Source organism: Streptomyces sp. NBC_00078 (assembly GCF_026343335.1).
Classification (GTDB): Bacteria; Actinomycetota; Actinomycetes; order Streptomycetales; family Streptomycetaceae; genus Streptomyces.
The window spans coordinates 1,327,966-1,352,137 of the sequence record NZ_JAPELX010000001.1; the positions used below are offsets into that span (position 1 = coordinate 1,327,966).

A 24,172-nucleotide genomic window follows, 5' to 3' on the forward strand; every position below is an offset into this window, starting at 1 on the left:
CCGAGGTGGACGAACACACGGAGCGCACGACAGCAGCGCGTGCGGACCGCCCTGTCCGCCCCGGCGGACCGGAGAGATTCAGGGGCACATGGCGAACAGCGGACCACAGGACGCGCGCAGGGCTGCCGAGCGGTGGCGTGGGGGTCCTCTGCGGACGACGGCATGCCTGAGCACGGCGAAAGCCGTCGGCGCGGCCGGGGCGTCTTCGGGCGACGGCAGGCCCGCTCGGGTCCGGAGACCGGGGACGGGGCGTCCCAGGAGCCCGCGGACGCGGCGGAGCGGCGCGAACACGACGACCGCGAGGGCCCGGCCCAGTTGGTGAACTGCCGTCTCGCCGCGCCACAGCCACACCCCGCACACGACGGCGGCGAGAAGGTGCGCTAGGAACATCGCGGCAGGGCCCTGGCTCGCGGCCGAGAACGTCGGCAGGACGTGGGAGTCGCCTGCCGTTGCAGCGTGCGCCATGGTCATGCTCGCCCCGGAGTGGTCCATGTGCATGGCCATCCCTGAGGGGGAGAACATCATGGCGTGGCCCGCACCCGTGGCCGATGCGGTCTCCGCGGCGCGGGCCGGTCCGTGGGCCACCTCGTGTGCCAGGTCGAACAGCACATGCAGCAGCCCCTGCGCGGCGGTCGTGACACCGACCACGGTCACGGGGCCGCGTTCCTGGCGGGTGAGCCACCAGCCGGCCGAGGCCGTCCCCGTGAACGCCGCTCCCAGCGCCCACCAGGGCAGCAGGTCGCCGGACATCAGGGCATGTCCGAGCGCGCTCGTCACCACGCAGACGGCCGCGAAGACCGCCGCCGACAGCGCGCGTGGGCTGCCAACGCGTTCCGCGGCCGACGTCGCGCGGCTCGCCCGGCGCGTTGCGCCGGGACGGCTCCGGGACACCAGTCAACTCCTCGTACCGATGGGCTCATCGCCTCTTACGGACGGGAGTGGCCTTTCATTCAGCCGCGCGGCGGTTCTTCGTGAGCCGGGGCGCGGCGGACGTCAGGCGGTGACTATGCCGTCCAGCTTTCCGGCTTTCGCGTCGGCCACCAGGGAGGAGAACTGGTCGGCGCTCATCTGGACGCGCTGCCCGAAGTCGTCGGTGAGCAGGACGCGTCGGTCCGCGGGGGCGCCCGGGTCGACGAACAGCTGCGGACAGCCGCAGTTGCACTCTCCGCAGAAGGTCGCCAGGGGCTCCAGGCCGTTGATCTCGTTCATCGTGCGCTGCCTTTCGACGGGAGGGTCGGGCAACCAGGTCCTTGCCGTCGCCTGGCCGGATGGTGGTGGCCGAGACATACCCCCGCGCGCACGTCGCCACGCGCCGGCACGCGCAGCGGCCGGGGCAGGGCCGAGCGCGCCTGTGCGCCGTTTCGCACCCGGTGCTTCACGGACCCGGCGTCCCGGCGGAACCAGTCAGCACCGGCCAACGACTACATGAGGGAGGGCTGTTGTCCGTCCGCGAGACGGCGTCGGTCAGCCCGTGCCGTCGGTCGAACCGCGGGCTAGGGTGTGGCCATGGCCGACGACGTTCTGACAATCGGTGTGCTGCTCTTCGACGATGTCGAGGAACTCGACGTGGTGGGTCCGTGGGAGGTGCTCGGGTTCTGGGCCTCCCACATCGCGACCTCGTCGGTGCGCGTGGTGGCTCTCGGCCCGCAGGTCGGAGTGGTGCGCGGTTCGAAGGGCCTCGGCATGGTCGCCGACCACGCCATGGACGAGGCGTTGCCGCTCGACCTGCTCGTCCATCCCGGTGGCAACGGCACCCGCGGCCTGGTCAAAGACGCGGCACATCTGGAGTGGCTGCGCGGCCTGCACGAGCGGGGCACCGTGCTGGCGAGCGTGTGCACCGGTTCACTGGTGCTGGCCGCGGCCGGTCTGCTGGCCGGCCGGCCGGCCACCACCCACCGTGACTATCTCGACAAGCTCGCGAAGATCGACCCATCGATCGAGGTGCGGCGCGGAGAGCGGTTCGTCGACGACGGCACCGTCGTCACCAGCGCCGGCGTGTCGGCCGGCATCGACGTGGCGCTGCACCTCGTGGCCCGATACGACGGGGCCGAGTCTGCGGAGTTCACGCGGGCCGGAATCCAGTACGAGGCTCCGGAACCCGTCCCGGGCTCCGGGGCCTGACGCCCGCTCACCGCCGGTTCAGCGGTCGGCCGTCTCTGCCAGGCGGGCGGCAGCGTCATCCTCGGGATTCTCACCGTGCGCGAGGGGCCTGGCCTCGTAGGTGATCCGGACTACGCCATCGGCATGCCGTTCGGTACTCGCGCGGACCCCGAAGACATCGGCGAGCAGGTCCGGGGTGAGGACGTCCAGGACCGGCCCCGCCGCCGCGACGGCGCCGCCGCTCAGGACGACCAAGTGGTCGCAGAGGCGGGCGGCGAGGTCGAGGTCGTGCAGCACGGCGAGCGTGGTGACACCGGTGGCACGAATCAGGTCCAGGAGTTCGAAACGGGCCCGGATGTCGAGGTGGTTGGTCAGTTCGTCCAATACGAGGAGCCTGGGGTTCTGGGCCAGTGCCCGTGCCAGCAGGACGCGTTGGCGTTCGCCTCCGGAGAGAGAGGTGTAGTCGCGGTCCGTGAAGGGCCGTACCCCGCAGCGGTCGATGGCATCGGACACCGCCTCGTGGTCCTGGGGACCGTCACGGCCGAGCAGACCGTGATGAGGGGAACGGCCGAGAGCGACGATCTCGCCCACGGTCAGACCGGCGGTGCTGCCACCCGCGTCCTGGAGGACGGCCGCCGTACGGCGGGCCGCCGCCCGGGGGGACAGCTCCCATACGTCGTCCTCGCCCACCCTGACCACCCCCTCGGCCGGGCGCAGGGAGCGATAGACGGTGCGCAGCAGGGTGGACTTGCCGCTGCCGTTGGGGCCGACGAGGCCGACGATCTCGCCCGCGCGGGCCTCCAGGCTCACGTCGCGCAGGATCGGGGTGCGGTCGAGGGCGACGTGGAGCCGGTCGACGATGAGTTTCATGTTTTCAGTCCAGGCCCTTGTTGCGGCGCAGCAGCCACAGGAAGAAGGGGGCGCCGAGCAGGGCGGTCAGGATGCCCAGCGGCAGTTCATTGGGGCGGTTGAGGGTGCGGGAGAGCAGGTCGACGAGGACCAGGTAGACGGCGCCCAACAGGGCCGTCAGGGGCAGCAGCCGACGGTGGTCGGCGCCGATGGTAAGCCGCACCAGGTGCGGGATCATCAGGCCGACGAAGCCGATGCCGCCCGCGACCGCGATGACCGTGCCGGTCAGCAGCGCGCTGAGGACCAGCAGGACGGCCCGCAGCCGGCTGACGTCGACGCCGAGCGCGGTGGCCGACTCGTCCCCGGCCAGCAGCACGTTGAGGCGGCGGCCGAACAGGGACAGCAGCACGGTCGTCACCAGCACCACGACGGCGACCGTGGGCAGTTGGTCCCACTGGGCGCCCGCGACGCTGCCCAGCATCCAGAACATGACCGTCCTCAGTTCGGTGGGGGTCGCCTGGAGCTGGACGTAGCTGGTCGCGGAGAGGAAGACATAGCCGATGGCGACACCCGCGAGGACCAGCCGGGTCGGGGCCAGCCGCCCCTGGCGCCGGCCGAGCGCGAAGACCAGGGCTCCGGCGGCCACCGCGCCGAGGAAGGCCGCCGCCGACACCCCCAGCCCGGCCAGCGCCACTCCCCCACCCAGGGTGATGACGAGGACCGCGCCGAGCGTGGCGCCGTAGGAGAAGCCCAGCACGACGGGGTCGGCCAGCGGGTTGGACACCACGGTCTGCAGGACAGCCCCGGTCACGGCCAGGCCCGCGCCGACCAGCGCCGCCAGGACCACCCGCGGGGTGCGGAAGTTCCAGACGATCTGGTCCAGCGCCAGGTCCGAGGGGGCCGGCCCCGCGCCGGTGACGTGGTGCAGGACAATCGCCCACACGTCCGCGACCGGGACGTTGACGGCTCCGATGCTGATCGCCACGATCATGGTGGCGACCAGCGCGACGGGCAGCAGCGTGAACGCGAGCGGGACCTTCAGCCGGGTCAGAAGGCGTCCGGGTGCAGCATCTTCGCGACCTTCTGCACGGCCAGGTCGTTGCTGGGGCCCAGGTACATCGAGTCGGACAGCGTCACGTACGTGTTGTTCTTGGCGGCCGGCCACTGGGGGAACTCCTTGAGCAGCTTCTTGGCGTACGCCGCCGGGTTCGGGTCGTTGTAGCTCATGACGACGACGGCGTCGACGTCGGTGGCGGCGACCTTCTCCTTGCTCAGGTCGGCGAAGGTGGCCTTGGTGGTGCCGGAGAAGGCGTTGGAGCCGCCCGCCTTGGCGAGGATGTCGTTGACGATGCCGTGGGCGAAGACCGAGCTGAAGTCGTTGCTGCCCATGGCCATGTTGGAGAACAGCACCATGACCTTGGGCTGCTTCTCGCCCTTCACCTTGGCCGAGACGGCCGCAATGCTCTTCTCCGAGGCGGCGATCAGCTTCTCCGCTCTGTCGCTCACGTTGAAGACCTTGCCCATGTCGCGCAGCAGCTGGTAGCTGTCGGCGACTGTCATCTGGGAGGGGTCGTCGTCGCAACCCTGCGGGGAGACGTAGCTGTTGGCGCCGACCTGCTTCAGCTGGTCGCGGGTGGCGAAGCCGTTCTTCTGGTCGAAGCCGTACGTGGTGACGGACAGGACGAGGTCGGGACGCAGTCCCAGCATGGCCTCGCGCGGGATGTCGTACGCCTCGTTGACCTTGACGTCGCCGGTGGGCAGGGCCTTGATGGCCGCGGCCCGGCCCGCGACCTCGGACATGCCGTAGCCCTGCTGGTTGGCGACGATCCTGTCACCGAGACCGAGGGCGAGGAGCGTGGAGACCTCGGCGACCGAGGTGCCGTTCATCACGACGACCCGACTGGGCGCCTTCTCGAAGGTCTGCTTCTGGCCGCAGTTGTCCAGCGTGACCGGGTAACCGGTCCTCGAAGCCGCGGCCTCGGTCGACTTCGCACTCGCCTCGTCGTCCGAAGCCGAGCCGCCGCATGCCGCCGTCAGCAGACAGAGGGCGGTGGCCAGGGCGACGGCGGCCGGCCGGTTCATCGACATACGGGGCTCCTTGCGTGCAGGACGTGATCATGGGCACGGGGCTTCTGTTGCAGTAGTCGCCGCGAGGTGGCCTTGAGTTCCCGGCGGTCGCGGTCCGTTTCGCGGACATCCCGAAGCGGGGCGCGTTCCGTCGGCCGAGGTCGGGCAGCGCATCTCCGAGGAGGGATCGGGCAGCAAAGTCCACACATGGGTGCCCCAGGCAGCGGCGGTCAGGAGCTTCGCCAGACAACACCGCGCTGCTCGTACTCCATGATGGACTCGACACCGAGGGCGACGGAGGCTCCGCACGCGCGGGTGAGCAGCCAGAGCGCCAGATCGATTCCGCTCGTGACACCGCCCGCGGTGACGAGGTTCCCGTCGTCGACGACCCGTGCGTCGATCACCTTGCCTCCCTGGGAGGCCAGTTCGGGCTTGGCCAGGTGGTGGGTCGTGCACGGACGGCCTTTGGTCAGGCCTGCCGCGGACAGCACCATGACTCCTGTGCAGACCCCGGCGATGACGACTCCCGCCTCCTGCGCCCGTACGAGATTGCGATGGACGTCTGGATCGTGGATCAGCTGGTCGCCACCGCCCGGCACGATCAGGACATCGGTGTCGGTGGGGTCCCATGCGGTCGGCACCGTGACCTTGGTGCCGAAGAAGCAGGTCACCTCGCCAGGAGCCGACGGCCGCACCAGTGTCGTCTCCACCTGGGCTCCCGCCTGCACAGCGTGCCCGAGAACATCACGTGGCCCGATGGCGTCCTGCTCCTCCACCCCGTCGTACATGAGGATCTGAACACGTAGCGGCATCGGCTTTGCGTCTCCTTGGCTGGTGGGGCGTCCTCGGGCAGCAGGCGGCTCAGACCTTGTCGGGGTGCAGCATCTTCGCGATCTTCTCCACGGCCAGGTCGTTGCTCGGGCCGAGGTACATCGAGTCCGACAGCGTCACGAACGCGTTGTTCTTGGCGGCCGGCCACTGAGGGAACTCCTTGAGCAGCTTCTTGGCGTACGCCGCCGGGTTCGGGTCGTTGTAGGCGATCACGACGAGGGCGTCGACGTCGGTCGCGGCGACCTTCTCCTTGCTCAGGTCGGCGAAGGACGTCTTGGAGGCGTTCTCGAAGGCGTTGGCGCCGCCGGCCTTGGCGAGAATGTCGTTGTAGATGCCCTTGGCGACGACGGAGTTGAAGTCGTTGCCGCCCATGGACATGTTGGAGAACAGCACCATGACCTTGGGCTGCTTCTCGCCCTTCACCTTTTCCTTGACGGCCGCGATGTTCTTCTCCGAGGCGGCGATCAGCTTCTCGGCCTTGTCGCTGACGTTGAAGACCTTGCCCATGTCGCGCAGCAGCTGGTAGCTGTCGGCGATGGTCATCTTGGAGGTGTCCTGGTCGCATCCCTGAGGGGAGACGTAGCTGTTGGCGCCGACTTCCTTGAGCTGGTCGCGGGTGGCGAAGCCGTTCTTCTCGTCGAAGCCGTACGAGGTGGTGGACAGCACCAGGTCCGGGCGCAGGCCGAGCATGGCCTCGCGGGGGATGTCGTAGGCGTCGTTGAGTTTGACGTCGCCGGTGGGCAGTTTCTTGATGGCGGCGGCCCGGCCAGAGACCTCGGACATGCCGTAGGTCTGCTGGTTGGCGACGATCTTGTCACCGAGACCGAGGGCGAGGAGCGTGGAGACCTCGGCGACCGAGGCACCGTTCATGACGACGACCCGGCCGGGGGCCTTCTTGAAGGTCTCCTTCTGACCGCAGTTGTCTAGGGTGACCGGATAGCCGGTCTTCGAAGCCGCGGCCTCGGTCGTCGTGTCGCTCGCCTTGTCGTCGGACGACGAGCCGCCGCATGCCGCCGTGAGCAGACACAGTGCTGCGGCCAGAGCGGTAACGACCGGCCGGTTGATCGGCATGCGGGCTCCTTGCGTGAGGGGTGTGCTGATGGGCTGGCGGGTTCTGTTGCAGTAGTCGGGGCGAAGTGCGCGTGAGTTCCCGGCAGTTGCCGACTATTTCGCGGCCACCTCGCAACGGGTCTCCCGCCGCCGGGCGGGGGCGGGCAGCACCCCCGCCGTCACGCTGTGGTCCAGGTAGCGGAAGAACAGGCCGCGGTCGAGGGGCGGGCAGGCGAGGCCGCTGCGCTCCAGGCCGGCGCGGACCCGGTCGGCGCGGACGTGCCCGAGACTCAGATCGGTCTCGGTGGCCCGGTCGGCGGAGCCGTCCTGGGCAGAGTCGAAGAAGGCGAGCGTCGTGGCCGCGACGTCGGCCGAGCCCGGCAGTTGCTCACGCCAGCGCGCCAGCGGCAGGGAGCGTACGGAATAGCCGTACTCCCGCACCCAGTCGTAGACGTCCGCAAGCCGTACGCGGGGCAGGGTGGCGTGGTTGAAGACCGGGCCGGTGGCTGTCGTGTCCGGGTTCAGGGACAGGTGGACGAGGGAACGTGCGACGAAGTCCACGGGAGTCCAGATCTCGTCCTCGTACAGCTCCGGGACGATGCCTTCGGGGATGCCCGCGCGCAGCACGCTCCACAGGAAGTCCGACTCGTTGACGTATCCCGTGTCGGCCGGCCCGATCACGCGGCCCAGTCGGTGGACGGTGACGGGCAGGCCGCGTTCGGCTGCCTGTTCCAGGAGCCGTTCGGAGGCCCATTTGGACTGTTGGTAGCCGTAGCGCAGGCCTTCGTGGGGCGGCAGGAACGCCTCCGGCACCTCGGGGCTGTGGCTCGCGGGCGGGGCCACGGAGAGGGTGGAGACGTAGTGCAGGGGCGTGGTGTTGACGGCGGCGAGGCGTAGCAGTTGCCGGGTGGACTCGGTGTTGGCGGCCCGCAGGGTGGCGTAGTCGCGCATGATGCTGACGGTCGCGGCGTTGTGGAAGATCGCGTCGCAGGTCGCGGCGAGGTCGGCCAGGGTCTCCCGGGGCAGCCCGAGATCGGCGCGGGCGAGGTCGGCGGGCAGGGCCGTCAGGCGGGCCGACGCCTGCTCGTCGAGTGTGATTCCGTGCCGGGTGAGAGCCGTGTGGATGCGGGCGGTTGCCTCGGGCACGTCGGCCGCCCGTACCGTGCAGACGATCTCGGCCCCCGTGTCGGCCAGCAGTCGGGCCGACAGGTGCGCGCCCACGAATCCGGTGGCTCCGGTGAGCAGGATGCGCCGGGGGGCGTCGCGGGCGGCGCGGCTGATGCCGGGCCGGATGCCCGGGTCGAGCCGGGTGTCGGCCAGGAGGGCCGGCGGGAGTCCGGCGGGGGCTGCGGCGCTCGGCCGTTCCGTGCCGGCGAGGAAGCGGGCCAGGGCCGCGGCGGAGGGGTGCTGGAAGAGCCAGGCGACCTTGATGTCCCGGCCGAGTTCCACGCCGAGCCGGTTGGCGGCCTGGATCGCCTGGAGGGACTGGGCGCCCAGGTCGAACACGTCGTCGTCGACCGCCACGGCCCCGGTGCCGAGGAGGCTCCGCCAGACGCCGGTGATGGTCTGCTCCAGTGGGCTCCCGGTGGTCGGTGCCCGGTGCGCGGACGGCTCGGCGAGCGCGGCCCGGTCGATCTTGCCCGAGCTGGTACGGGGCAGCCGCTCCACGAACTCGACGGCGGAGGGGATCATCGCGGCGGGCAGCCTCGCCCGCAGGTGCTCCCTGACGTCGGCGGCGGACGGTCCCGGGCCCTCGGAGACGAGGTGGGCGGCCAGGCGCCGGGTGCCGTCCGGGAGGACCTGTCCGGCGACGGCCGCTTCCCGGACCCGGGGATGGGTGAGCAGGGCGCTCTCGACCTCGGCGGGCTGCACGCGATGTCCGCTGATCTTGAACTCGGTGTCGGCCCGGCCCAGATAACGCAGTTGTCCGTCCTCGCCGATGCGGACCAGGTCGCCGGTGCGGTAGGCGCGGGGGGCGTCAGGCAGGGCCGTGAGCGGGGCGAAGCTCGCGCTGTCCGGCACGTCGGGCCGGTAGCCGTCGGCGAGGGTGGGGCCCAGCAGGTACAGCTCGCCGTCGACCACCGCCGCGCGGGTGCCGGGCAGGGGCAGGCCGATGGGGACGTCTCCGGCGGCGAGTTCGGGGTCGTGCAGGTCGGCGACGGTGGCGACCACGGTGGCCTCGGTCGGGCCGTAGGTGTTCAGCAGCGTGACCGAGGTGCCGACCGCCTTGCGCCAGCGCTCGACCCGTTCGGGCAGGGCCGCCTCGCCGCCGATGACGACGGTCCGCACCGCCTCGGGCAGGGTGGCGGCACCGGTCGAGACCGCGTAGGCGACCTCGTGCCAGTAGGCGGTGGGCAGGTCGAGGACGGTCACCCGCGACCGTGCGCAGGCGTCGAGGAAACGCGGCACCGACTCGGTCATGTCGTCGGTCCGGATCACCAGCGTGGCCCCGGCGCACAGGGTCAGGAAGATCTCCTCCACACTGGCGTCGAAGTGCAGCGGCGCGAACTGCAGGACACGGTCCTCGCGGCGCAGCCCGTAGCGGGGTGTGGCCGCGGCGACGAAGTGGGCCAGCGCCCCGTGTCCGACGGCCACGCCCTTGGGGCGGCCGGTGGAGCCCGAGGTGTGCAGGACGTACGCGAGATTCGTGGGTCCGGGCGGTGCGGGGGTGGCGGCGGACACGGGGGCCTGCTCGTGCAGCGGGAGTACGGTGTGGTCCGCGAAGTCGGTCGCACGGTCGCCGGTCGTCAGGACGAGCGCGGGAGCGATGTCGGCGAGCAGGCGGGCCGTGCGGTCGGCAGGCGCCTCGGGGTCGACGGGGCAGTAGACGGCGCCGGACATCAGCACCCCGAGGACGGCGGTGACGGCGTCGGCGCCCCGGGGCAGAGCCACCGCCACCACATCGCCCCGGCGGACACCCCGGGCAGCCAGCCGGCGGGCGATGTTCCTCGCTCCACCGAAGAGTTGGGCGTAGGTGAGACGGTCCCCGGCGTGGTCGACGGCGACGGCAGCGCCCCGGCGTGCCGCGTGATCGGCGATCAGGCTCAGTACCGGGCGGGCGGGCTTGGACAGCGGGCCGCCGTCCAGGACGGGAACGGCCTGATGTGCCCGAGGCCCGCCGAGCGGCCGGTCCGGGCCGGAGAGCGCCTCCGCCAGCAGGGCGAGCTGACCTTCTTGGAAGGCGGCTGTCTCGGCCTCTGTGTACAGGTCGGGGTTGGCGTCGACGGCGACGCGCAGTCCCGTGCCGTCGCCGCGGTCGTAGACGTTGACGGCGAGGTCGTCGACGGGGCCGGCGGAGACGTTGTGGACGGTGCTGGGATGCCCGGCGAACTTCAGGTCGTATTCGAAGGGCATGATGTTCACGCCCGGCCCGGACAGCCTGCGCTGGCCGCCCACCAGTTTCAGGTCGCGGCGCAACTGCTCGTAGCGGTAGCGCTGGTGGGGCAGTCCGGCGCGCAGTTCGCGTGAGAGGCGGGGGGCGAGAACGCGCAGGCTGTCGTCGGGGGTGACGGGGACGCGCAGGGGCAGGATGTTGCGGACCATCGCGGGCACCCGCAGGGAGACCGAGCCCAGGCGGCCCATCGCGGGCAGGCTCAGCACGATCTCCGGTGCGCGGGTGAGCCGGTGGAGGTGGGCGACGGTCACCGCGAGCAGCACCTCGGACCAGGTGACCCACAGTTCCCGGGCGACCGTGCGCAATCGGCTTGCTTCGGACGGGTCGAGGTCGGTGACGTGCCGGTGGAAGGTCCGGGCGGGCAGGGCGGAGCGGCCGGCCGGGGTGGCGACGGGCGGGTGGTCGGCGTAGCGGTCGGTCCAGTAGGTCCGGTCCTTGGTGTGGCGGGCGGAGTCGCGGTAGGCGGCCTCCTCTGCGCGGACGGACTCCAGGGTGCCGAAGCCGCTCTCCGGTACGGGTTCGCCGGCCACAAAAGCGCTGTACACCTCGGCGACGCGCCGGGCCACGAGGGAGAGACCGAAGCCGTCGAGGGCGATGTGGTGGACGCGGTGGTACCAGAGGAACTCCTGCGGTGCGGTGCGCAGCAGGGCGTGGCCGAAGACCGGGCCTCGGGTGAGGTCGACGGGGCGGGCCATGTCCTGGTCCATCCAGGCCAGGGCGGCGGCGTGCGGGTCGGGGTCGTCCGTGAGGTCGGCGATGTGGGTGCGCCAGTCACCGGCCGGGGTGGCGGTCTGCCGGGGGCGGCCGGTGTCGTCGGTGTCGAAGGTGACGTTCAGGGCCTCGGTCTCGGCGACGACGTGGTGCAGGGCCCGGTCGAAGACGGCCGGGTCGACGGGGCCGGTGATGCGCAGGTACTCGGCGGTGTTGTAGGCGGGGCTGTCCGCGTCGAGCTGCTGGCCGGCCCAGATGCCCTCCTGGGCGGCCAACAGGGGACGGTGCTCGGGCGCGGGCATGGTCCGGCGGTCAGGCGTCGGCATGGTCGGCTCCCCGTGTGCGTTCGGTGAGGAGCTGCCACCACTGGGCGAAGGAGGTGCGCTCGGCGAGTTCGACGAAGGTCACGTCGGCACCCGCCGCCTGCCAGCGTTCCAGCAGGGTGACGATGCGCAGCGAGTCCAGCCCGGCGTCCAGCGGGCTGTCCTCCAGGTCGACTTCACCGGGCTCCAGGAACAGGCACTCCGCCAGGTCGGCGCGGAAGCTGTCCAGGGTGAGGGGTTCGGGCATGGGGGCTCTCTCTCAGTGACTCGTCCGGTGGTGTGCCGGGGCTCGCCGGGCTGCCCGCGCCGATGGCCGACACGGCAATGGCGCGGGCGGATCGGTCAGTTGACCTTGCGCGCGGAGTCGCTCCAGAAGCGGTCGCGCAGTTCGCGGCGGAGGATCTTGCCGCTGGGGTTGCGCGGGACGTGGTCGGTGAACTCGTAGCTCGCGGGCAGTTTGAACGCGGCCAGGCGCGGCACGAGGAAGGTGTGCAGGTCCCGGGGGCTGGGCCGCTGGCCTGGCGCAGGGACGACGAAGGCGTGCACCTTCTCGCCCCAGCGCTCGTCGGGAATGCCGACCACGACCGCCTCCCCGACCCCGGGGTGGTGTTCCAGGACGTTCTCGATCTCCGCGGGGTAGACGTTCTCGCCCGCGACGAGGATGGCGTCCTTGATGCGGTCGCGGATGAAGACGTAGCCGTCCTCGTCGAGGTAGCCGGCGTCCCCGGTGTGGATCCAGCCGTCGACGAGCGTCTCGGCGGTCTTGTCGGGCAGTCTCCAGTACTCGACCATCCGGGCCGGGGTGTGCAGGCAGACCTCGCCGACCGCGCCCGGGGGCTGTTCTCGGCCCTGGTCGTCGATGACCTTGGCGCGTACGCCCGGGTAGGGGTGGCCGGCGGCCTGCATGCGCGACCCGCCCGGGACATGCGCGGCCGGGGGCAGGCAGACAGCGGTGTTGCCGGTCTCCGTCAGGCCGTAGATCTGGGCGAACTCGCAGTCCAGGAGGGCGAGGCTCTCCTCCAGCAGCGCTTCGGAGATCGGGGAGCCGCCGTACACGGTCTTGCGCAGGGTGATGAAGTCCTTCGCGCTCACCCCGGGTTCTGTGAGCATCATGCGCAACATCGCCGGGACCACGCAGGCGGTGGTGATGCCGAGGTCGCGGATGAGGTCGATGGCCTGCCGGGCGGCGAAGGCGCGCATCGCCACCACCGTCGTCCCGGCGTTGAAGTTCTGGGTGGCCCACCACAGTCCGCCGACGTGGAAGCCGGGTATGCCGATCAGGGCGATGTCGCCCGCTCGCCAGTCGATCCAGTCCAGTCCCTCGCTCGCGAGGCCGTCGCGGATCGCGAAGAAGCTGCGGTGGGCGAGGACCACGCCCTTGGGCAGGCCGGTGGTGCCGCTGGTGTAGAGCTGGGCGACCGGGGTGTCCGGGCCGGCCTCGAACTCCGTCTCGCTGTCCGGGTGCCCGGCCCGCCAGGTGGTGATCGAGGTCACCGGTACGACGGTCTCCGGCGGCTTTGTGGGCATGGCCTCGACGATCGGGGCGAACTCGTCCTCCAGGAACAGCAGCCGGGTGCCGGAGTCCTGGAGGATGTGGCTCACCTCGGGGGCGGTGAGCCGCCAGTTGACCGGGACCAGCACGGTGCCGGTCTTGGCACAGGCGAAGAGGGCCTCGTAGTAGTGCTCGGACTCCTTGCCCAGGTAGGCCACCCGGTCGCCCTCGGTGAGCCCGGCGGCCCGCAGGGCGTGCGCCATACGGTTGCTGTGGTGGTGCAGGTCCCCGTAGGTCAGGTTGCGGTCCTCGCAGATGACCGCCGTGGCGTCCGGCTGCCGGGCGGCGTGGAAGCGGGTGGTGTGGACGAGGGTGCTCAGTTCGGCGTGGTGGAGCCTGGTGCCCTTCGGCTGCGGCGCCGTGGATGTCTCCATGAAAGCTCTGCCTCCGGTGGGGTCAGGGGATGTTGACGAATGCGAGGGTTGCCTCGCCGTCGCTCCGGCCGCCGTGGGCGTCCTGGTAGCGGAAGACGGTCTGGGCGTGGAGGAAGGGGCTGCCGCCGCCGGGGGTCCGCCGGGTCACGGAGCGAAATTCCATCTCCCCTGTGAATTGACGGGGGTTGACGGGCCGCCGGAAGTTCGAGGCGAAGCGGGCGATGAGGATGTCAGGAAGCTGGTGGCGCCAGAAGTCGTCGAGGGTCCAGTCCTCGAAGCCGGTCAGCAGCCCTTCCTTCACGGACTTGGCGACCAGGTAGTACATCATCTGGTTGTAGGCGATGTTGACCTCGACCGAGTTCAGATGGCCGGTGTCGTCGATGTAGCAGGACTCCTCGATCGCGAACGCGCAGCGTGCGGAGGCGAGTCCGGCTGCGGCCGTGACCTCGGCCGACTTCAGGTACTTGCAGTGCTCCTTGTAGGGCACCAGGACCCGGGCCAGCAGTTCCTCGTCGGTGGGGAACGACCGCTGGGGCGGGGCGTCGGCGCGGGCGGTGGCGGGCGCGGTCACGCGGCGCGCATCCCGTCGTAGAGCCTGCGCTCGTCGTGGACGGTGACGCGGTGGGAGACAGTGGGCTCCGGGGTGGTGGTGTGGCGGGCGCGGTGGATGAGGCTGCGGTTGTCCCAGACCAGCAGGTCGCCCTTCTCGAAGCTCTGCAGGTGGATGCCCTCGTGCTCGAAGGTGTCGTCGAGCTGGCCGGTGGCCTCGAAGAGCCGCTTGAGGAGCTCTTCGTCGAGCGGTTCGCCGTCCTCGTTCTCGATGCCGACGGTGAAGCCCTCGCTGATGTAGAGGACCGTTTCGCCGGTCATGGGGTGGGTGAAGGTGGTGGGCTGGACGACGGGCGGGGTCTTCGTCTCGACCTCTTCGATGATCTCGGAGATCGGGCGGTAGACGTCGTGCGGCCGGATCTTGAAGTACTTGCGCACCGAGTGGCGGCAGCGCGTCCCGGCGATCTCCTTCTTCAGCTCGGCCGGCAGCTTCTCGTACGCCCGGCCCATGTCGATGAAGTAGGTGCCGCGGTTCTTCTCGGGGACGACCTGGGGGTAGATGAGGGTGATGCCGAAGGGGTCGGGCATGAACTGGTAGTCGGCGTGCCAGAACTTGCCGGTCTTCGGCACACCCATCTGCCTGCCGTTCTCCGGGACGTTGGAGGAGACGAATATCTCCGGGACGTCCGGGTGCTTGTACATCGGCTCGTAGTACGTCTCGGGGCGGCCGAGACGCTTGCCCAGGGCGAGGAACTGCTCGGGGGTGAGGTCCTGGCCCTTCAGGACGGCGATCTTCTTCGTGTAGACGGCCGCCTTGAGGGCCTCGATGTCCGCCTCGGAGGCGGTGGTGTGGTCGAAGTCCTCGACGGTGACACCGAGCGCGGCTCCCAGCTGGTCCTTGATCTGCATGGCTGCGGTCCTCTCGTGGGGTTCGGTGCGGCGGGAGTCGACCAGGTCGGCGATCTGGCCGAGGGTGAGGTCGGGCTGGAGTTCGTCGTCGCCGACGGTGACGCCGAGGTCGCGTTCGATGCGGATGCTGATCTCGACCGTCGTCAGGGAGTCCACGTCCAGCGCGCCGAGGGTGGCCTCGGGACGGATCAGGTCCGCGGGGACGTCGTGCAGATGGACGATGACGGCGACGATCTGCTCGTAGGTGGTCATGGTGTGGTCCGTTCCGGTTGCGGGTGCGGGGCGAGTTCGGGCCAGGTCGTCAGGCAGGAGCCCCAGGTGAGGCCGCCGCCGAAGGCGGTGAGCAGGAGGCGGTCGCCGGGGCGGATCCGCCGGTGGGCCACGGCGTCGGCCAGGGCGAGCGGGATGGAGGCGGCTCCGGTGTTGCCGACCGCGTCGACGTTGGCCACGCAACGCTCCCGCGGCAGGCCCAGGTCGTCGGCGACGGAGTGCAGGATGCGCAGGTTGGCCTGGTGGGGCACGAAGTGGTCGACGTCGCCGGTCTTCCACCCGGCCCGGTCCAGGGTCGCCCTGGCCGAGGCGGCCATGCGGGTCACCGCGTGCCGGTAGACCTCCTTGCCGCGCATCGCGAAGTACCGGTCAGCGTGGGTGGGTTCGCCTCCGGTGGCACGCTGGCGGGAGCCGCCGGCGGCGACCGTGATCAGGTCTTCGTGGGCGCCGTCGCTGCCGAGGTCGAAGTGGCCGACCGCGCCGGCCTCGTCCGCGTCTCCCGCGCGCAGGACGACCGCGCCGGCGCCGTCCCCGAAGATGATGGCGTTGGTGCGGTCCAGCGGGTCGACGATGGTGGAGTAGGTGTCCGCGCCGATCAGCAGCACCCGGCGGGCGACCCCGGCGGCGATCAGCCCGGCGGCTGTTGCGAGGCCGTACACGAAACCCGTACACACCGCGCCGACATCGAAGGCCGCCGCCCCCGCGAGGCCGAGGCGGGTGGCCACCACGGGCGCGGTGGCGGGGCAGGGACGGTCCGGAGTGGTCGTGGTGACGATCACCGCGTCAGCGGGGGCGCCACCGGCAGAGCGCAGGGCGAGCCGACCCGCTTCGACGGCGAGGTCGGAGGTGGCCTGGCCGGGCTCGGCGACGTGCCGACTGCGAATCCCGGTGCGGGTACGGATCCAGGCGTCGTCGGTGTCCAGCCGCTCGGCGAGTTCGTCGTTGGTGACCACACGGGGCGGCACCCATCCGGCCAGTCCGCACAGGACGGCCGCCGGGCCCGGCGGGCTGGGGGTGTTGCTGGGCACAGCTGTTCTCCTCGTGGGGTGAGAAGGGGGTGGGTGAGGCGTCTACACGGCGGCGGTCGCGGTTCTGCGCAGGGTCAGGGTGAGCGGCACGCCGCAGCACAGGACGGCCGCGACCGCGAACACGGCGCCACGTATCCCGGTCAACAGGGCCTCGTCCGGCGGGCCCTGACCGACGCTGCCGGACAGGGCGACCAGCAGGGCGAGGCCTACCGCGCCGCCGACCTGGAGCGTCGTGGAGGCCATGCCGGAGGCCACGCCCTGGTCCTCGGCGGCCACTCCGGAGGCGGCGACGATCCACATGCCGGTCCAGGCGGCGCCCTGGCCGAGCCCCAGCAGCACGATCCCCGGCAGCAGCAGGGCGTACGAACCGTCCCCGGTGAGCGCGAGACCGAGGGCGGCAGCCCCTGCCGCACCCAGCGCCATGCCGCCGATCAGCATGCGGCGCACTCCGACGCGGGCGACGGCCCGCTCACCGGCCTGCGTGCCCAGTGCGGTCACCACGGCCGGGACGAGGAACGCCAGGCCCGTCGCGAACGCGCCGTAGCCGCGTACGTTCTGGAAGTAGAGGGTCATGAAATAGGGCAGCGAGCTGAAGGTGGCGCTGTAGAGGGCGGTGATCGCCATGGCGGCGACCAGGCCCCGGTGGGCGAACAGCCGTGCCGGGACCAGTGGATCGCGCGAGCGGGTCTCGACGAACGCGAAGACGCTCAGCAGGGTGACCGAGAGTGCCGCGCTCAGCAGGGCGGACGGGCTGTCCCAGCCGGCCTCGGGGGCGTGCACCAGCAGGAACACGAAGAGCGTGATACCGCCGGTGGCGGCCAGCGCGCCGGTGACGTCGAACCGCCGGGTGCCGGTGCGCGGGCTGTCCGCCGGGAACAGTCGCCACCCCGCCCACGCCAGCGCCGCCGCGATGGGGACGTTGACGAAGAACACCGACGGCCAGCCGAACGCCTCCACGAGCACCCCGCCCAGCAGCGACCCGAAGCACAGGCCCCCGGCCCCCGCCGCGCCCCATACCGCGAGAGCCCGGTTCCGGTGGGGCCCCTCCTCGTAGATCGTGTTGATCAGGGCGAGGGTGGCCGGGAAGAGCAGCGAGCCGCCGATGCCCTGCGCCGCGCGGACGGCGATGAGGACGCCGGCCGACTGGGACAGGCCTCCCACCAGCGAGGACCCCGCGTAGACGAGCGCCGCGGCGACGAAGGTCCGACGCCGGCCCAGCAGATCGGCCGTGCGGCCACCGAGCAGGAGGAAGCCGCCCGTCGTGACGACGTAGGCGCTGACCACCCACTGCAGGTCGTGCGGGGAGAAACCGAGTCCGGCGCCAATCTCAGGGAGGGCGACGTAGACGATGTTGTAGTCGAGCGCGATGACCAGCTGGGCCAGCGCCAGAACGAGAAGGGAAAGTCGTGCTCGCACCGGTCGACGTCCTCCTCACTCATCAGCGAAAAAAAGAAACCCCAAGAAATTCAGGTCGCCGAATTGAATCGGTCGATAATTTTCAGTCACCATAACACCGGCAGCACGGCTTGAAAATGGCCCGCAGGGAAGGCGTTAATCGAGGGTGTTAAATGCATTTTCGGGCAGCGCGGAAAGCCGACAGTGCTGCTGCCGGATGGCTTATCGCTCCCTGATTCAGCTGGTCAGTCGTTTCCCATAAGGCGCCTGACTTCCGTGATGAGCGCGGTCAGCGCCTGTCGTTCCGGAACGGTGGTCTCCGGGTGCCACAGGTCCACGAGCAGGCAGGTTCGCGGGCGGTCGCCGTCGTTACGCGCCTCGTGCTCGAAGGAGTAGTCGAAGAGCAGGCACTTCCCCTCCTGCCAGGATCGGGTTTCACCGGCGACCGTGATGCTGCACCCGTCCGGAATGTCGACAGCGAGATGAAGATTGATGCTGAAGTTCCACAGGTCGCAATGCGGGGCGATGGCCGCCCCGGGCAGCAGGGTGGAGAAATGGCATTCCAGGAGGGGGCAGATCAGGTCCGTCTCGGCGGCGAACTCTTTGAGGACTTTGTATGCCGTGGGTGCGGTTCCCGCGGATTCCTCGACCAGTCCCCCGTTCCGGTACAGGTAGAGGGCCTGCCAGTCCTGCTGGCGGGTCAGGTAGTGCTCGTAGTCCGAGAACGCCTCACGGTGCCCGGCCCAGGCCGCGCCCAGTTCCTCCTTGATCGCCGGATGGGCGGCTTCGAACGCCTCGACGACCGGAGCCAGTTCGGGATGGCCGTGGGGGTCGTGCCAGGGCGTCGGGGACAGCCCCGGGAGGATCCACTTGGCGCCCTTCTGGAGCGGGTGGCGCCGCGCCCCGCCCCCGGGCTCCAGCATCTGTTCCACGCGTTGGATCGAGTCCGCGCCGTGCGTGCTTCTGATCGCCGCGAAGGCGTCGTCTATCTCGGGTGTCATGCAGGCCCCTCCTGGCCACTACCGCCGTGGTCGGCTGACGAGCCGGTGTCGCAGTAGTAGTCGGGTGAAGAAGCCGGGGAGTTCCCGCGATGTTCCGTCAATTCTGCAGAGAGGCAAGGGACTTGGGCCCGACGCCAGTCGCGAGGGGTGTACAGGGTGCGCCGGAGCGGTCGGACGTCGTACCCACCCGCCGGTCGCACAGGGCCGTGAGCACCGGGTCCGCGGTCGCCATCAGGAGGGTCACTGGCAGTTCGGCGAGCAGGAGCACAAGAGCCTCGCGGTCGTCCGGTTCCAGTCCTTCGGCAGGCTCGTCGGCCAGCAGCACACCGGCGCCTGCCGCCACACAGCCGATCACCCTGGCCCAGTGCAGGCGCTGGATCTCGCCCGACGTGAGGCCGTACAGGGGGCGGTTCGTCAGTTCTGCGACGCCCAGCAGGTCAGCGGCGAAGGCAGCCGCTGCCGGGTGTGCGCTGCGGGCCAGTACGTCGGCCGCCCGCGCCTGCGAGCGGGCCGGGACAGGGCGCCGGGGGAGCCAGGCGCAGGCCCTGGCACGCCACGCCCGCTCGGCGGGAGTGCGGCTGCCCCGGCCGCCCACCGTGATCTGCCCGCCGCCCACCGGGCTCAGCCCGGCCACCGCGCGCAGCAGCGCCGTGGCTGTCGCCCCGTCCCGGCCGCTCAGGGCGACACGTTCGCCGGCCGCGACGTCCAGCGTCAGCTCCTGGGCGCCTGCGCAGGTCACGGCCCTCAGTCCTACGTCCAGTGCGAGCGGATCGGCCGCACGTGGCCACAACCGCGGTACTGGAGAGCGGGATCGCTCGCTGTTGACTGTCACGTCCCAGTAGTCGCCCGCCCAGGCCGCCGAGTTCCCGGCGGCACGGCCCCTTCTCGGGACCGCGCCGCCGGGGGAAGTGCCCCGGTGTCAGGCCGCGAGGGCACTCGGTGTCTCGGCTTCCTGCAGCAACCGCTCCAGGGTGGCGCGGGCTCGGTTGACCCGGGAGCGGACCGTGCCGACGGGGCAGCCGACGAACCCGGCCGTCTCCTCGTACGACAGACCGACCACCTGGGTCAGCACGAACGCTTCCCGGCGTTCGTCGGGCAGGCTCTCCAGCAGGTCGAGCAGGGCCACCCCCTCGTCGAAGCCCGGCAGGCCGCACGGCTGTGAGCGTTCCACCGCCGTCTGCCAGTCGACGGCGTCCGCGATCCGGGGCCGGACCGCGGCCCGGCGCAGGCTGTCGGCGACCGCGCGCCGGGCGATCGACAACAGCCAGGTCCGGGCCGAGGCACGGCCTTCGTAGCGGTGCAGGCTGCCGAACGCCCGCGCGAAGGTGTCCTGGGTCAAGTCGTGGGCGGTCTGGGGATCACCGCTGAGGTGGGCCACGTAGCGCAGCACGTCACCGTGCAGGGCACGGACGAAGTGATCGGCCGCGTCGGCGTCGCCGCCGCGGGCAGCCAGTGCCCAGGCGGTCGCCGACGCGTCCACGGAGGCACGATCCGCGCGGACAGCGGGCAGGACAGAGATCATCACGTGATGTCCTTCTCAGGTCTTCCGGGACCGGGCCCGCACGAGGGCACGGCACACCGGCACATGGGGTGCGTCCGTACGCGAGAGGTACGGCGATGCCCGGGGCCCGTGAGGGACTGCCTGCCGGCGGCGGCGCGTGAGCGCGCCGCCGCGAGAGGACCGTCGGCAGATCCGCGCGAGTGCGTCGCAGGACGACGGGAGGCGCAGGGCTGGGCCCCGGGTGGATCCGGCTGTCTCAGATGACAGCGGCACCCGCGGGCGGCCCACGGAAGGTGAGAGAACAGCACAGCAACAGCCGCACCGGAGCCGGGCAGGCGAAGTCACGGCGCCTGCGCACGGACGGGCGGCCCAGCGGTGCGGGCATGGCCGCCAGCAGCAGCCGCAGCGGGGCCGTCAGCCAGGCCGCGGCGGCCCTGAGGACGCGGAACACGGCCCGCTCGCCGTGGGCCAGCCACAGCCCGCACAGCACCGCGGCCAGCAGGTGCGCGCCGAACATGCCGACCGAAGCCGCACCGCTCATGCCGTGCATGTCGTGCAGGTGTCCGACGCCGGCCATGCCGTGCACCGAGTGCGCGGCCGACCCCATGTCCATGCCGCCCATGGAGCCCATGTCCATCGACCCCGTCGAGCCCATGCCCATGGTGCTCGTGCCCGTCGAGCCGCCGGCGCCGGGCATGACGGCAGGCTCCGGCGCCGACGCGAGCTTCTGCGCCTGGGTGAACGTCTCGTGGAGCACCGCCTGCGCGGCGGTCACGACCACGACGATCGGCGTGCGGCCACGCTCCCGGCCGGCCAGCAACCATCCGGCCACGCCGGTCGCGGTCGCTCCGGCGGCCATCGCCCACCACGGAACGGGAGTCCCCGACATGGTCACGTGCCCGAGGGCGGCGAGCAGCACGCAGACGGCGGCGAACACGCCGGCCCGCAGCACGCGGCACCACCCTCGGACAGTCATAGCCCGCTCATCCTCGCACCCGGCGTCTGATCGTCGTCAGAGGGTACGTACGAACTCCCGTCCCTCGACTCACCGGCAACGAGGTGACACACGTCACACCGGGAGCACGGGAACTCGGGGCCAGCCGGGAACGACTACGTGAGCGATGCCGAATCCGGCGGCACCACAACGGCCAGGACCTTCACCCGGCCGCTGCGCCGGAACTCCAGGGTGAACGACACGAGATCACCTGAACGCCACTGGTCCGAGGGCACGGGCACGGTCAGGTCCACCCCGCTCGGCGACATGGCGAGGCTGTCGCCCGCCGCGACGGAGACGGAGTCGATCGTGGACCGGTAGGCCGCGTTGCCCTGCCGCATGCGGTGCCGGGAGAGCGTTATCTCACCGGGGACATCCCGCGCCGTGATCCGGACCAGGGTGTCGGCCGAGCCGCCCTCGTTGGCGATGTGGAAGAACGCCGCCGTCTCCGGGACTCCGTCGGACGGCAGCAGCACTTTGCCCTCCGTGACCCGGACGACCGCCGGGCTGCCGGCCCGGCCCGTCCCGACCCAGGCCGTCAGGCCGGCCAGCGCCACACTGCACGCCGCGACGGGCACGAGAGCGGCGAGCGCTGCGTCCCGAAGCCGCCGCCGGTCGAGTCGCTTGAGGGAGAACAGCGGGTCCGTGATCGGCTTCATCGGGCACCGGCCTTCGCGCCCCGCGTCCCGGGACGGCTCCGGCCGCGGGCGGCAGAGGGCTGCCAGGTGCGCAGCCGCAGGCTGTTGGCGACCACCAGCACGGAACTCACCGACATCGCCGCGGCGGCGAACATCGGATCGAGCAGTCCGACCATGGCCAGCGGCACGGTGACGACGTTGTAGCCGAACGCCCACACCAGGTTGGCCCGGATCGTGCCCAGGGTGCGCCGGGCGAGCAGGACGGCGTCGACGAGCGCCTCGATGTCCCCGCGGGCCAGGGTCAGGTCGGCGGCGCCGATGGCCACGTCGGTGCCGCTGCCCATGGCGATGCCCAGGTCGGCTTCGGCGAGTGCGGCGGCGTCGTTCACGCCGTCGCCGACCACCGCGACCCTGGCGCCCTCCTCCTTCAACTGCCGTACGAGGGCGGCCTTGTCCTCGGGGGTGCAGCGGGCGCGCACCTCGTCGATGTTCAGGGCGGCGGCGACCGCTTGGGCGGGCGCCGTGCGGTCGCCGGTGGCGAGCACCGGGCGGATACCGAGTCGGCGCAGCCGCTCCACGGCCCGGTAGCTGCCGGGGCGCACCAGGTCCCCGACCGCGATCAGTGCCTTGGCCCGGCCGTCGACCCGCACCAGGACCGGGGTGTGCGCGGCCTCCTCGGCCTCGGCCAGCGCTTTGGCCAGCGCGCGCGGCAGCTTGCCGTCCGGCGCACCCACCTCCACCGTGAGGCCGTCCACCTGGCCGCTCACGCCGTGTCCCGGCACCGCGACGAAGTCCGTCACGTCCGGCAGCGGTCCGGACGCCTGTGTGCGGCCCGCGTACGCGGTGACCGCCCGCCCGATCGGATGCTCGGAGCCGCGCTCCACCGCCCCCGCCAGCCGCATCACCGCATCCTGCCCGAGCGCGCCCGGCAGCACGGTGACCTTGGCCACCGTCATGTGGCCGGTGGTCAGCGTGCCGGTCTTGTCCAGCACGACCGTGTCCACATGCTGCAGAGCCTCCAGCGTCTGCGGCCCGCTCACCAGCACACCCAGCTGGGCCCCCCGCCCGGTGGCCGCCATCAGGGCGGTCGGCGTCGCGAGCCCCAGCGCGCACGGGCAGGCCACGACCAGGACGGCCACACAGGCGGTGAGCGCCGCCTGCGGGTCGGCTCCGGCACCCAGCCAGAACCCCAGGACGGTCACCGCGATCGCCAGGACCACGGGAACGAAGACTCCCGCGACCGCGTCGGCCAGCCGCTGCGCCCGCGCCTTGCCGGCCTGCGCCTCCGTCACGAGGCGGGTGATCCGGGCCAGCTGGGTGTCCGCGCCGACCGCCGTCGCCTCGACGAGCAGCAGCCCGCCCGCGTTGACGGCCCCGCCGACCAGGGCCGAACCGGGAGACACCTCCACGGGTTCGCTCTCGCCGGTGACCAGCGACAGGTCCACCGCCGAACTGCCCTCCACGACCCGCCCGTCGGTGGCGACCCGCTCACCGGGACGCACCACGAAGACCTGCCCCACCCGCAACTGCTCGATGGAGACCGACCTCTCACCGTCCTCGTCACGGACGGACACCTTCTTGGCGGCCAGTTCCGCCAGCGACCGCAGCGCCGCACCGGTCCCCCGCCGCGCCCGCGCCTCCAGGAACCGCCCGGTCAGCACGAACAGCGGCACACTGACGGCGGCTTCGAGATACAGGTGCGCCATGCCCTCCGACGCGGAGGGCACCAGACTGAACGACATCCGCATCCCGGGCTCGCCCGCTCCCCCGAGGAACAGCGCGTACACCGACCAGGAGAAGGACGCCGCGACGCCGAGCGAGACGAGGGTGTCCATGGTGGCCGTAGAGTGCCGCAGCCCCCGCAGCGCCCTGATGTGAAAGGGCCAGGCGCTCCACACCGCCACCGGGGCGGCCAGCACGAAGCACAGCCACTGCCAGTTGCGGAACTGCAGGGCCGGCACCATCGACAGCACCAGGACCGGCACCGCCAGCAGAGCGGTGACCACGATCCGTTCCCGCTCACGGCGGGCCTCGTCGCTCGCGGCCTCGTCCGCTTGCTCGGTCGGCTCCTCGTCCTCACGCACGGGCAGGGCGGCCTGGTATCCGGCCTGCTCGACCGCGGTGACGAGATCCTCGGGCGCGACGGCGGCCGGGTGGCTGACCCGCGCGAGCCCCGTGGCCAGGTTGACCGTGGCCGTGACGCCCTCCAGCTTGGCGAGCTTCTTCTCCACCCTCCGGACGCAGGCCGCGCAGGTCATCCCGCCCACGGTGACGTCCGTGACCACGAGGCTCGCCATCGGTTCGGCCGCCATCACTCACCGCTCCCATGGCCGCCCATCCCGGGCATGTCGTCCATGCCACCGCCGCCACCGCCGCCCCCGCCGCTCCCGCCACTGCTCCCGGTTCTCCCGGTGCCGTGCATACCCGGCGCCACCGGCCCCGCCGCCGACCCGACGGCGTAGGACACCGAGAACACCAGCGCCAGCAGAAGCAGGAACCCGCAGAGCGCGGGAGCCGGCAGCAGTCTGCGGGCGGCCCCGCCGGCGGAGGGGGGTGACAAGGGAATATCGGCCATGCCCGACCTTCCTGGTCGCATCGAACCGTCCTGCGAGAGACGGCGGTTGTAGCCGTAGCAC

22 protein-coding genes and 1 pseudogene are annotated in these 24,172 nt (G+C 71.4%); 1 reads left to right on the forward strand and 22 read right to left on the reverse strand.

Features of this window, described 5'->3' with window-relative positions; all coding sequences use genetic code 11:
• Positions 1 to 78: 78 nt before the first annotated feature.
• Together OOK07_RS06140 and OOK07_RS06145 are read right to left on the reverse strand one after the other, a co-directional pair.
• Complete coding sequence (locus OOK07_RS06140) at positions 79 to 891, reverse strand: hypothetical protein (protein ID WP_266795389.1); 813 nt, start codon at positions 889 to 891, stop codon at positions 79 to 81.
• 102 nt (positions 892 to 993) lie between these two features.
• Positions 994 to 1,209: a hypothetical protein gene (locus tag OOK07_RS06145; RefSeq protein WP_266795390.1), complete on the reverse strand. Its 216-nt coding sequence runs from the start codon at positions 1,207 to 1,209 to the stop codon at positions 994 to 996.
• A gap of 297 nt (positions 1,210 to 1,506) precedes the next feature.
• Here OOK07_RS06145 and OOK07_RS06150 point away from each other — a divergent pair, with 297 nt between their 5' ends.
• A complete protein-coding gene (locus tag OOK07_RS06150; RefSeq protein ID WP_266795391.1) occupies positions 1,507 to 2,121 on the forward strand; it encodes a DJ-1/PfpI family protein in 615 nt (204 codons plus the stop codon).
• 18 nt (positions 2,122 to 2,139) lie between these two features.
• Here the strand turns inward: OOK07_RS06150 and OOK07_RS06155 are convergent, their stop codons facing one another.
• The 20 genes and pseudogenes from OOK07_RS06155 to OOK07_RS06250 all read right to left on the reverse strand — a co-directional run bounded on the left by OOK07_RS06155 (position 2,140) and on the right by OOK07_RS06250 (position 24,111).
• Positions 2,140 to 2,970 (reverse strand): ABC transporter ATP-binding protein, encoded by an 831-nt coding sequence (locus tag OOK07_RS06155; protein ID WP_266795393.1) that lies wholly within the window; start codon positions 2,968 to 2,970, stop codon positions 2,140 to 2,142.
• A gap of 4 nt (positions 2,971 to 2,974) precedes the next feature.
• A complete protein-coding gene (locus tag OOK07_RS06160) occupies positions 2,975 to 3,940 on the reverse strand; it encodes a FecCD family ABC transporter permease (RefSeq protein ID WP_266795395.1) in 966 nt (321 codons plus the stop codon).
• A gap of 56 nt (positions 3,941 to 3,996) precedes the next feature.
• Positions 3,997 to 5,037: an ABC transporter substrate-binding protein gene (locus tag OOK07_RS06165; protein ID WP_266795396.1), complete on the reverse strand. Its 1,041-nt coding sequence runs from the start codon at positions 5,035 to 5,037 to the stop codon at positions 3,997 to 3,999.
• 209 nt (positions 5,038 to 5,246) lie between these two features.
• A complete protein-coding gene (locus tag OOK07_RS06170; RefSeq protein ID WP_266795398.1) occupies positions 5,247 to 5,828 on the reverse strand; it encodes a DJ-1/PfpI family protein in 582 nt (193 codons plus the stop codon).
• A 49-nt stretch (positions 5,829 to 5,877) separates the two neighbouring features.
• Positions 5,878 to 6,918 (reverse strand): ABC transporter substrate-binding protein, encoded by a 1,041-nt coding sequence (locus tag OOK07_RS06175; RefSeq protein WP_266795399.1) that lies wholly within the window; start codon positions 6,916 to 6,918, stop codon positions 5,878 to 5,880.
• Between the two features lie 93 nt (positions 6,919 to 7,011).
• Positions 7,012 to 11,328 (reverse strand): non-ribosomal peptide synthetase, encoded by a 4,317-nt coding sequence (locus OOK07_RS06180; RefSeq protein WP_266795401.1) that lies wholly within the window; start codon positions 11,326 to 11,328, stop codon positions 7,012 to 7,014.
• The gene (locus OOK07_RS06185) at positions 11,315 to 11,572 is read right to left on the reverse strand and encodes a phosphopantetheine-binding protein (protein WP_093590710.1); all 258 of its coding nucleotides are present in this window, start codon (positions 11,570 to 11,572) and stop codon (positions 11,315 to 11,317) included. The genes OOK07_RS06180 and OOK07_RS06185 overlap by 14 nt, the downstream gene beginning before the upstream one ends.
• Positions 11,573 to 11,667: 95 nt before the next feature.
• Complete coding sequence (scoC, locus tag OOK07_RS06190; RefSeq protein WP_266795404.1) at positions 11,668 to 13,251, reverse strand: fatty acid-ACP ligase ScoC; 1,584 nt, start codon at positions 13,249 to 13,251, stop codon at positions 11,668 to 11,670.
• 22 nt (positions 13,252 to 13,273) lie between these two features.
• On the reverse strand, positions 13,274 to 13,822 hold the full coding sequence (gene scoD / locus OOK07_RS06195) for a (2E)-enoyl-ACP glycyltransferase (RefSeq protein WP_266795405.1): 549 nt from the start codon (positions 13,820 to 13,822) through the stop codon (positions 13,274 to 13,276).
• Positions 13,819 to 14,709 carry a (3R)-3-[(carboxymethyl)amino]fatty acid oxygenase/decarboxylase gene (scoE, locus tag OOK07_RS06200; RefSeq protein WP_266801903.1) on the reverse strand — a complete coding sequence of 297 codons (891 nt, stop codon included), beginning with the start codon at positions 14,707 to 14,709 and terminating at the stop codon, positions 13,819 to 13,821. The genes scoD and scoE overlap by 4 nt, the downstream gene beginning before the upstream one ends.
• A gap of 51 nt (positions 14,710 to 14,760) precedes the next feature.
• A pseudogene (locus OOK07_RS06205) lies at positions 14,761 to 14,961 on the reverse strand (acyl carrier protein); the annotation flags it as partial.
• The gene (locus OOK07_RS06210) at positions 14,958 to 16,007 is read right to left on the reverse strand and encodes a beta-ketoacyl-ACP synthase III (protein ID WP_266795407.1); all 1,050 of its coding nucleotides are present in this window, start codon (positions 16,005 to 16,007) and stop codon (positions 14,958 to 14,960) included. The pseudogene OOK07_RS06205 and the gene OOK07_RS06210, both read right to left, overlap by 4 nt.
• Positions 16,008 to 16,049: 42 nt before the next feature.
• The gene (locus tag OOK07_RS06215; RefSeq protein WP_266795409.1) at positions 16,050 to 17,423 is read right to left on the reverse strand and encodes an MFS transporter; all 1,374 of its coding nucleotides are present in this window, start codon (positions 17,421 to 17,423) and stop codon (positions 16,050 to 16,052) included.
• A 224-nt stretch (positions 17,424 to 17,647) separates the two neighbouring features.
• Positions 17,648 to 18,403, reverse strand: coding sequence for an aspartyl/asparaginyl beta-hydroxylase domain-containing protein (locus tag OOK07_RS06220; protein WP_266795410.1), 756 nt, complete (start codon positions 18,401 to 18,403; stop codon positions 17,648 to 17,650).
• Positions 18,404 to 18,500: 97 nt separating this feature from the next.
• Positions 18,501 to 19,142: an ATP-binding cassette domain-containing protein gene (locus tag OOK07_RS06225; protein ID WP_266795412.1), complete on the reverse strand. Its 642-nt coding sequence runs from the start codon at positions 19,140 to 19,142 to the stop codon at positions 18,501 to 18,503.
• A gap of 180 nt (positions 19,143 to 19,322) precedes the next feature.
• Positions 19,323 to 19,925, reverse strand: coding sequence for a sigma-70 family RNA polymerase sigma factor (locus OOK07_RS06230; protein ID WP_266795414.1), 603 nt, complete (start codon positions 19,923 to 19,925; stop codon positions 19,323 to 19,325).
• A gap of 235 nt (positions 19,926 to 20,160) precedes the next feature.
• The gene (locus tag OOK07_RS06235) at positions 20,161 to 20,880 is read right to left on the reverse strand and encodes a hypothetical protein (RefSeq protein WP_266795415.1); all 720 of its coding nucleotides are present in this window, start codon (positions 20,878 to 20,880) and stop codon (positions 20,161 to 20,163) included.
• Between the two features lie 134 nt (positions 20,881 to 21,014).
• Positions 21,015 to 21,557 carry a copper chaperone PCu(A)C gene (locus OOK07_RS06240; protein ID WP_266795417.1) on the reverse strand — a complete coding sequence of 181 codons (543 nt, stop codon included), beginning with the start codon at positions 21,555 to 21,557 and terminating at the stop codon, positions 21,015 to 21,017.
• On the reverse strand, positions 21,554 to 23,848 hold the full coding sequence (locus OOK07_RS06245) for a heavy metal translocating P-type ATPase (RefSeq protein ID WP_266795418.1): 2,295 nt from the start codon (positions 23,846 to 23,848) through the stop codon (positions 21,554 to 21,556). The genes OOK07_RS06240 and OOK07_RS06245 overlap by 4 nt, the downstream gene beginning before the upstream one ends.
• Complete coding sequence (locus tag OOK07_RS06250) at positions 23,848 to 24,111, reverse strand: hypothetical protein (RefSeq protein ID WP_266795419.1); 264 nt, start codon at positions 24,109 to 24,111, stop codon at positions 23,848 to 23,850. The genes OOK07_RS06245 and OOK07_RS06250 overlap by 1 nt, the downstream gene beginning before the upstream one ends.
• Positions 24,112 to 24,172 lie beyond the last annotated feature (61 nt).

Coding starts and splice junctions, on each gene's coding strand:
- OOK07_RS06145 (WP_266795390.1), bottom strand. CDS start 1,209: ATGAACGAGATCAACGGCCTGGAGCCCCTGGCGACCTTCTGCGGAGAG.
- OOK07_RS06150 (WP_266795391.1), top strand. CDS start 1,507: ATGGCCGACGACGTTCTGACAATCGGTGTGCTGCTCTTCGACGATGTC.
- OOK07_RS06155 (WP_266795393.1), bottom strand. CDS start 2,970: ATGAAACTCATCGTCGACCGGCTCCACGTCGCCCTCGACCGCACCCCG.
- OOK07_RS06160 (WP_266795395.1), bottom strand. CDS start 3,940: ATGATCGTGGCGATCAGCATCGGAGCCGTCAACGTCCCGGTCGCGGAC.
- OOK07_RS06165 (WP_266795396.1), bottom strand. CDS start 5,037: ATGTCGATGAACCGGCCGGCCGCCGTCGCCCTGGCCACCGCCCTCTGT.
- OOK07_RS06170 (WP_266795398.1), bottom strand. CDS start 5,828: ATGCCGCTACGTGTTCAGATCCTCATGTACGACGGGGTGGAGGAGCAG.
- OOK07_RS06175 (WP_266795399.1), bottom strand. CDS start 6,918: ATGCCGATCAACCGGCCGGTCGTTACCGCTCTGGCCGCAGCACTGTGT.
- OOK07_RS06180 (WP_266795401.1), bottom strand. CDS start 11,328: ATGCCGACGCCTGACCGCCGGACCATGCCCGCGCCCGAGCACCGTCCC.
- OOK07_RS06185 (WP_093590710.1), bottom strand. CDS start 11,572: ATGCCCGAACCCCTCACCCTGGACAGCTTCCGCGCCGACCTGGCGGAG.
- scoC (WP_266795404.1), bottom strand. CDS start 13,251: ATGGAGACATCCACGGCGCCGCAGCCGAAGGGCACCAGGCTCCACCAC.
- scoE (WP_266801903.1), bottom strand. CDS start 14,709: ATGCAGATCAAGGACCAGCTGGGAGCCGCGCTCGGTGTCACCGTCGAG.
- OOK07_RS06220 (WP_266795410.1), bottom strand. CDS start 18,403: ATGACACCCGAGATAGACGACGCCTTCGCGGCGATCAGAAGCACGCAC.
- OOK07_RS06230 (WP_266795414.1), bottom strand. CDS start 19,925: ATGATCTCTGTCCTGCCCGCTGTCCGCGCGGATCGTGCCTCCGTGGAC.
- OOK07_RS06235 (WP_266795415.1), bottom strand. CDS start 20,880: ATGACTGTCCGAGGGTGGTGCCGCGTGCTGCGGGCCGGCGTGTTCGCC.
- OOK07_RS06240 (WP_266795417.1), bottom strand. CDS start 21,557: ATGAAGCCGATCACGGACCCGCTGTTCTCCCTCAAGCGACTCGACCGG.
- OOK07_RS06245 (WP_266795418.1), bottom strand. CDS start 23,848: ATGGCGGCCGAACCGATGGCGAGCCTCGTGGTCACGGACGTCACCGTG.
- OOK07_RS06250 (WP_266795419.1), bottom strand. CDS start 24,111: ATGGCCGATATTCCCTTGTCACCCCCCTCCGCCGGCGGGGCCGCCCGC.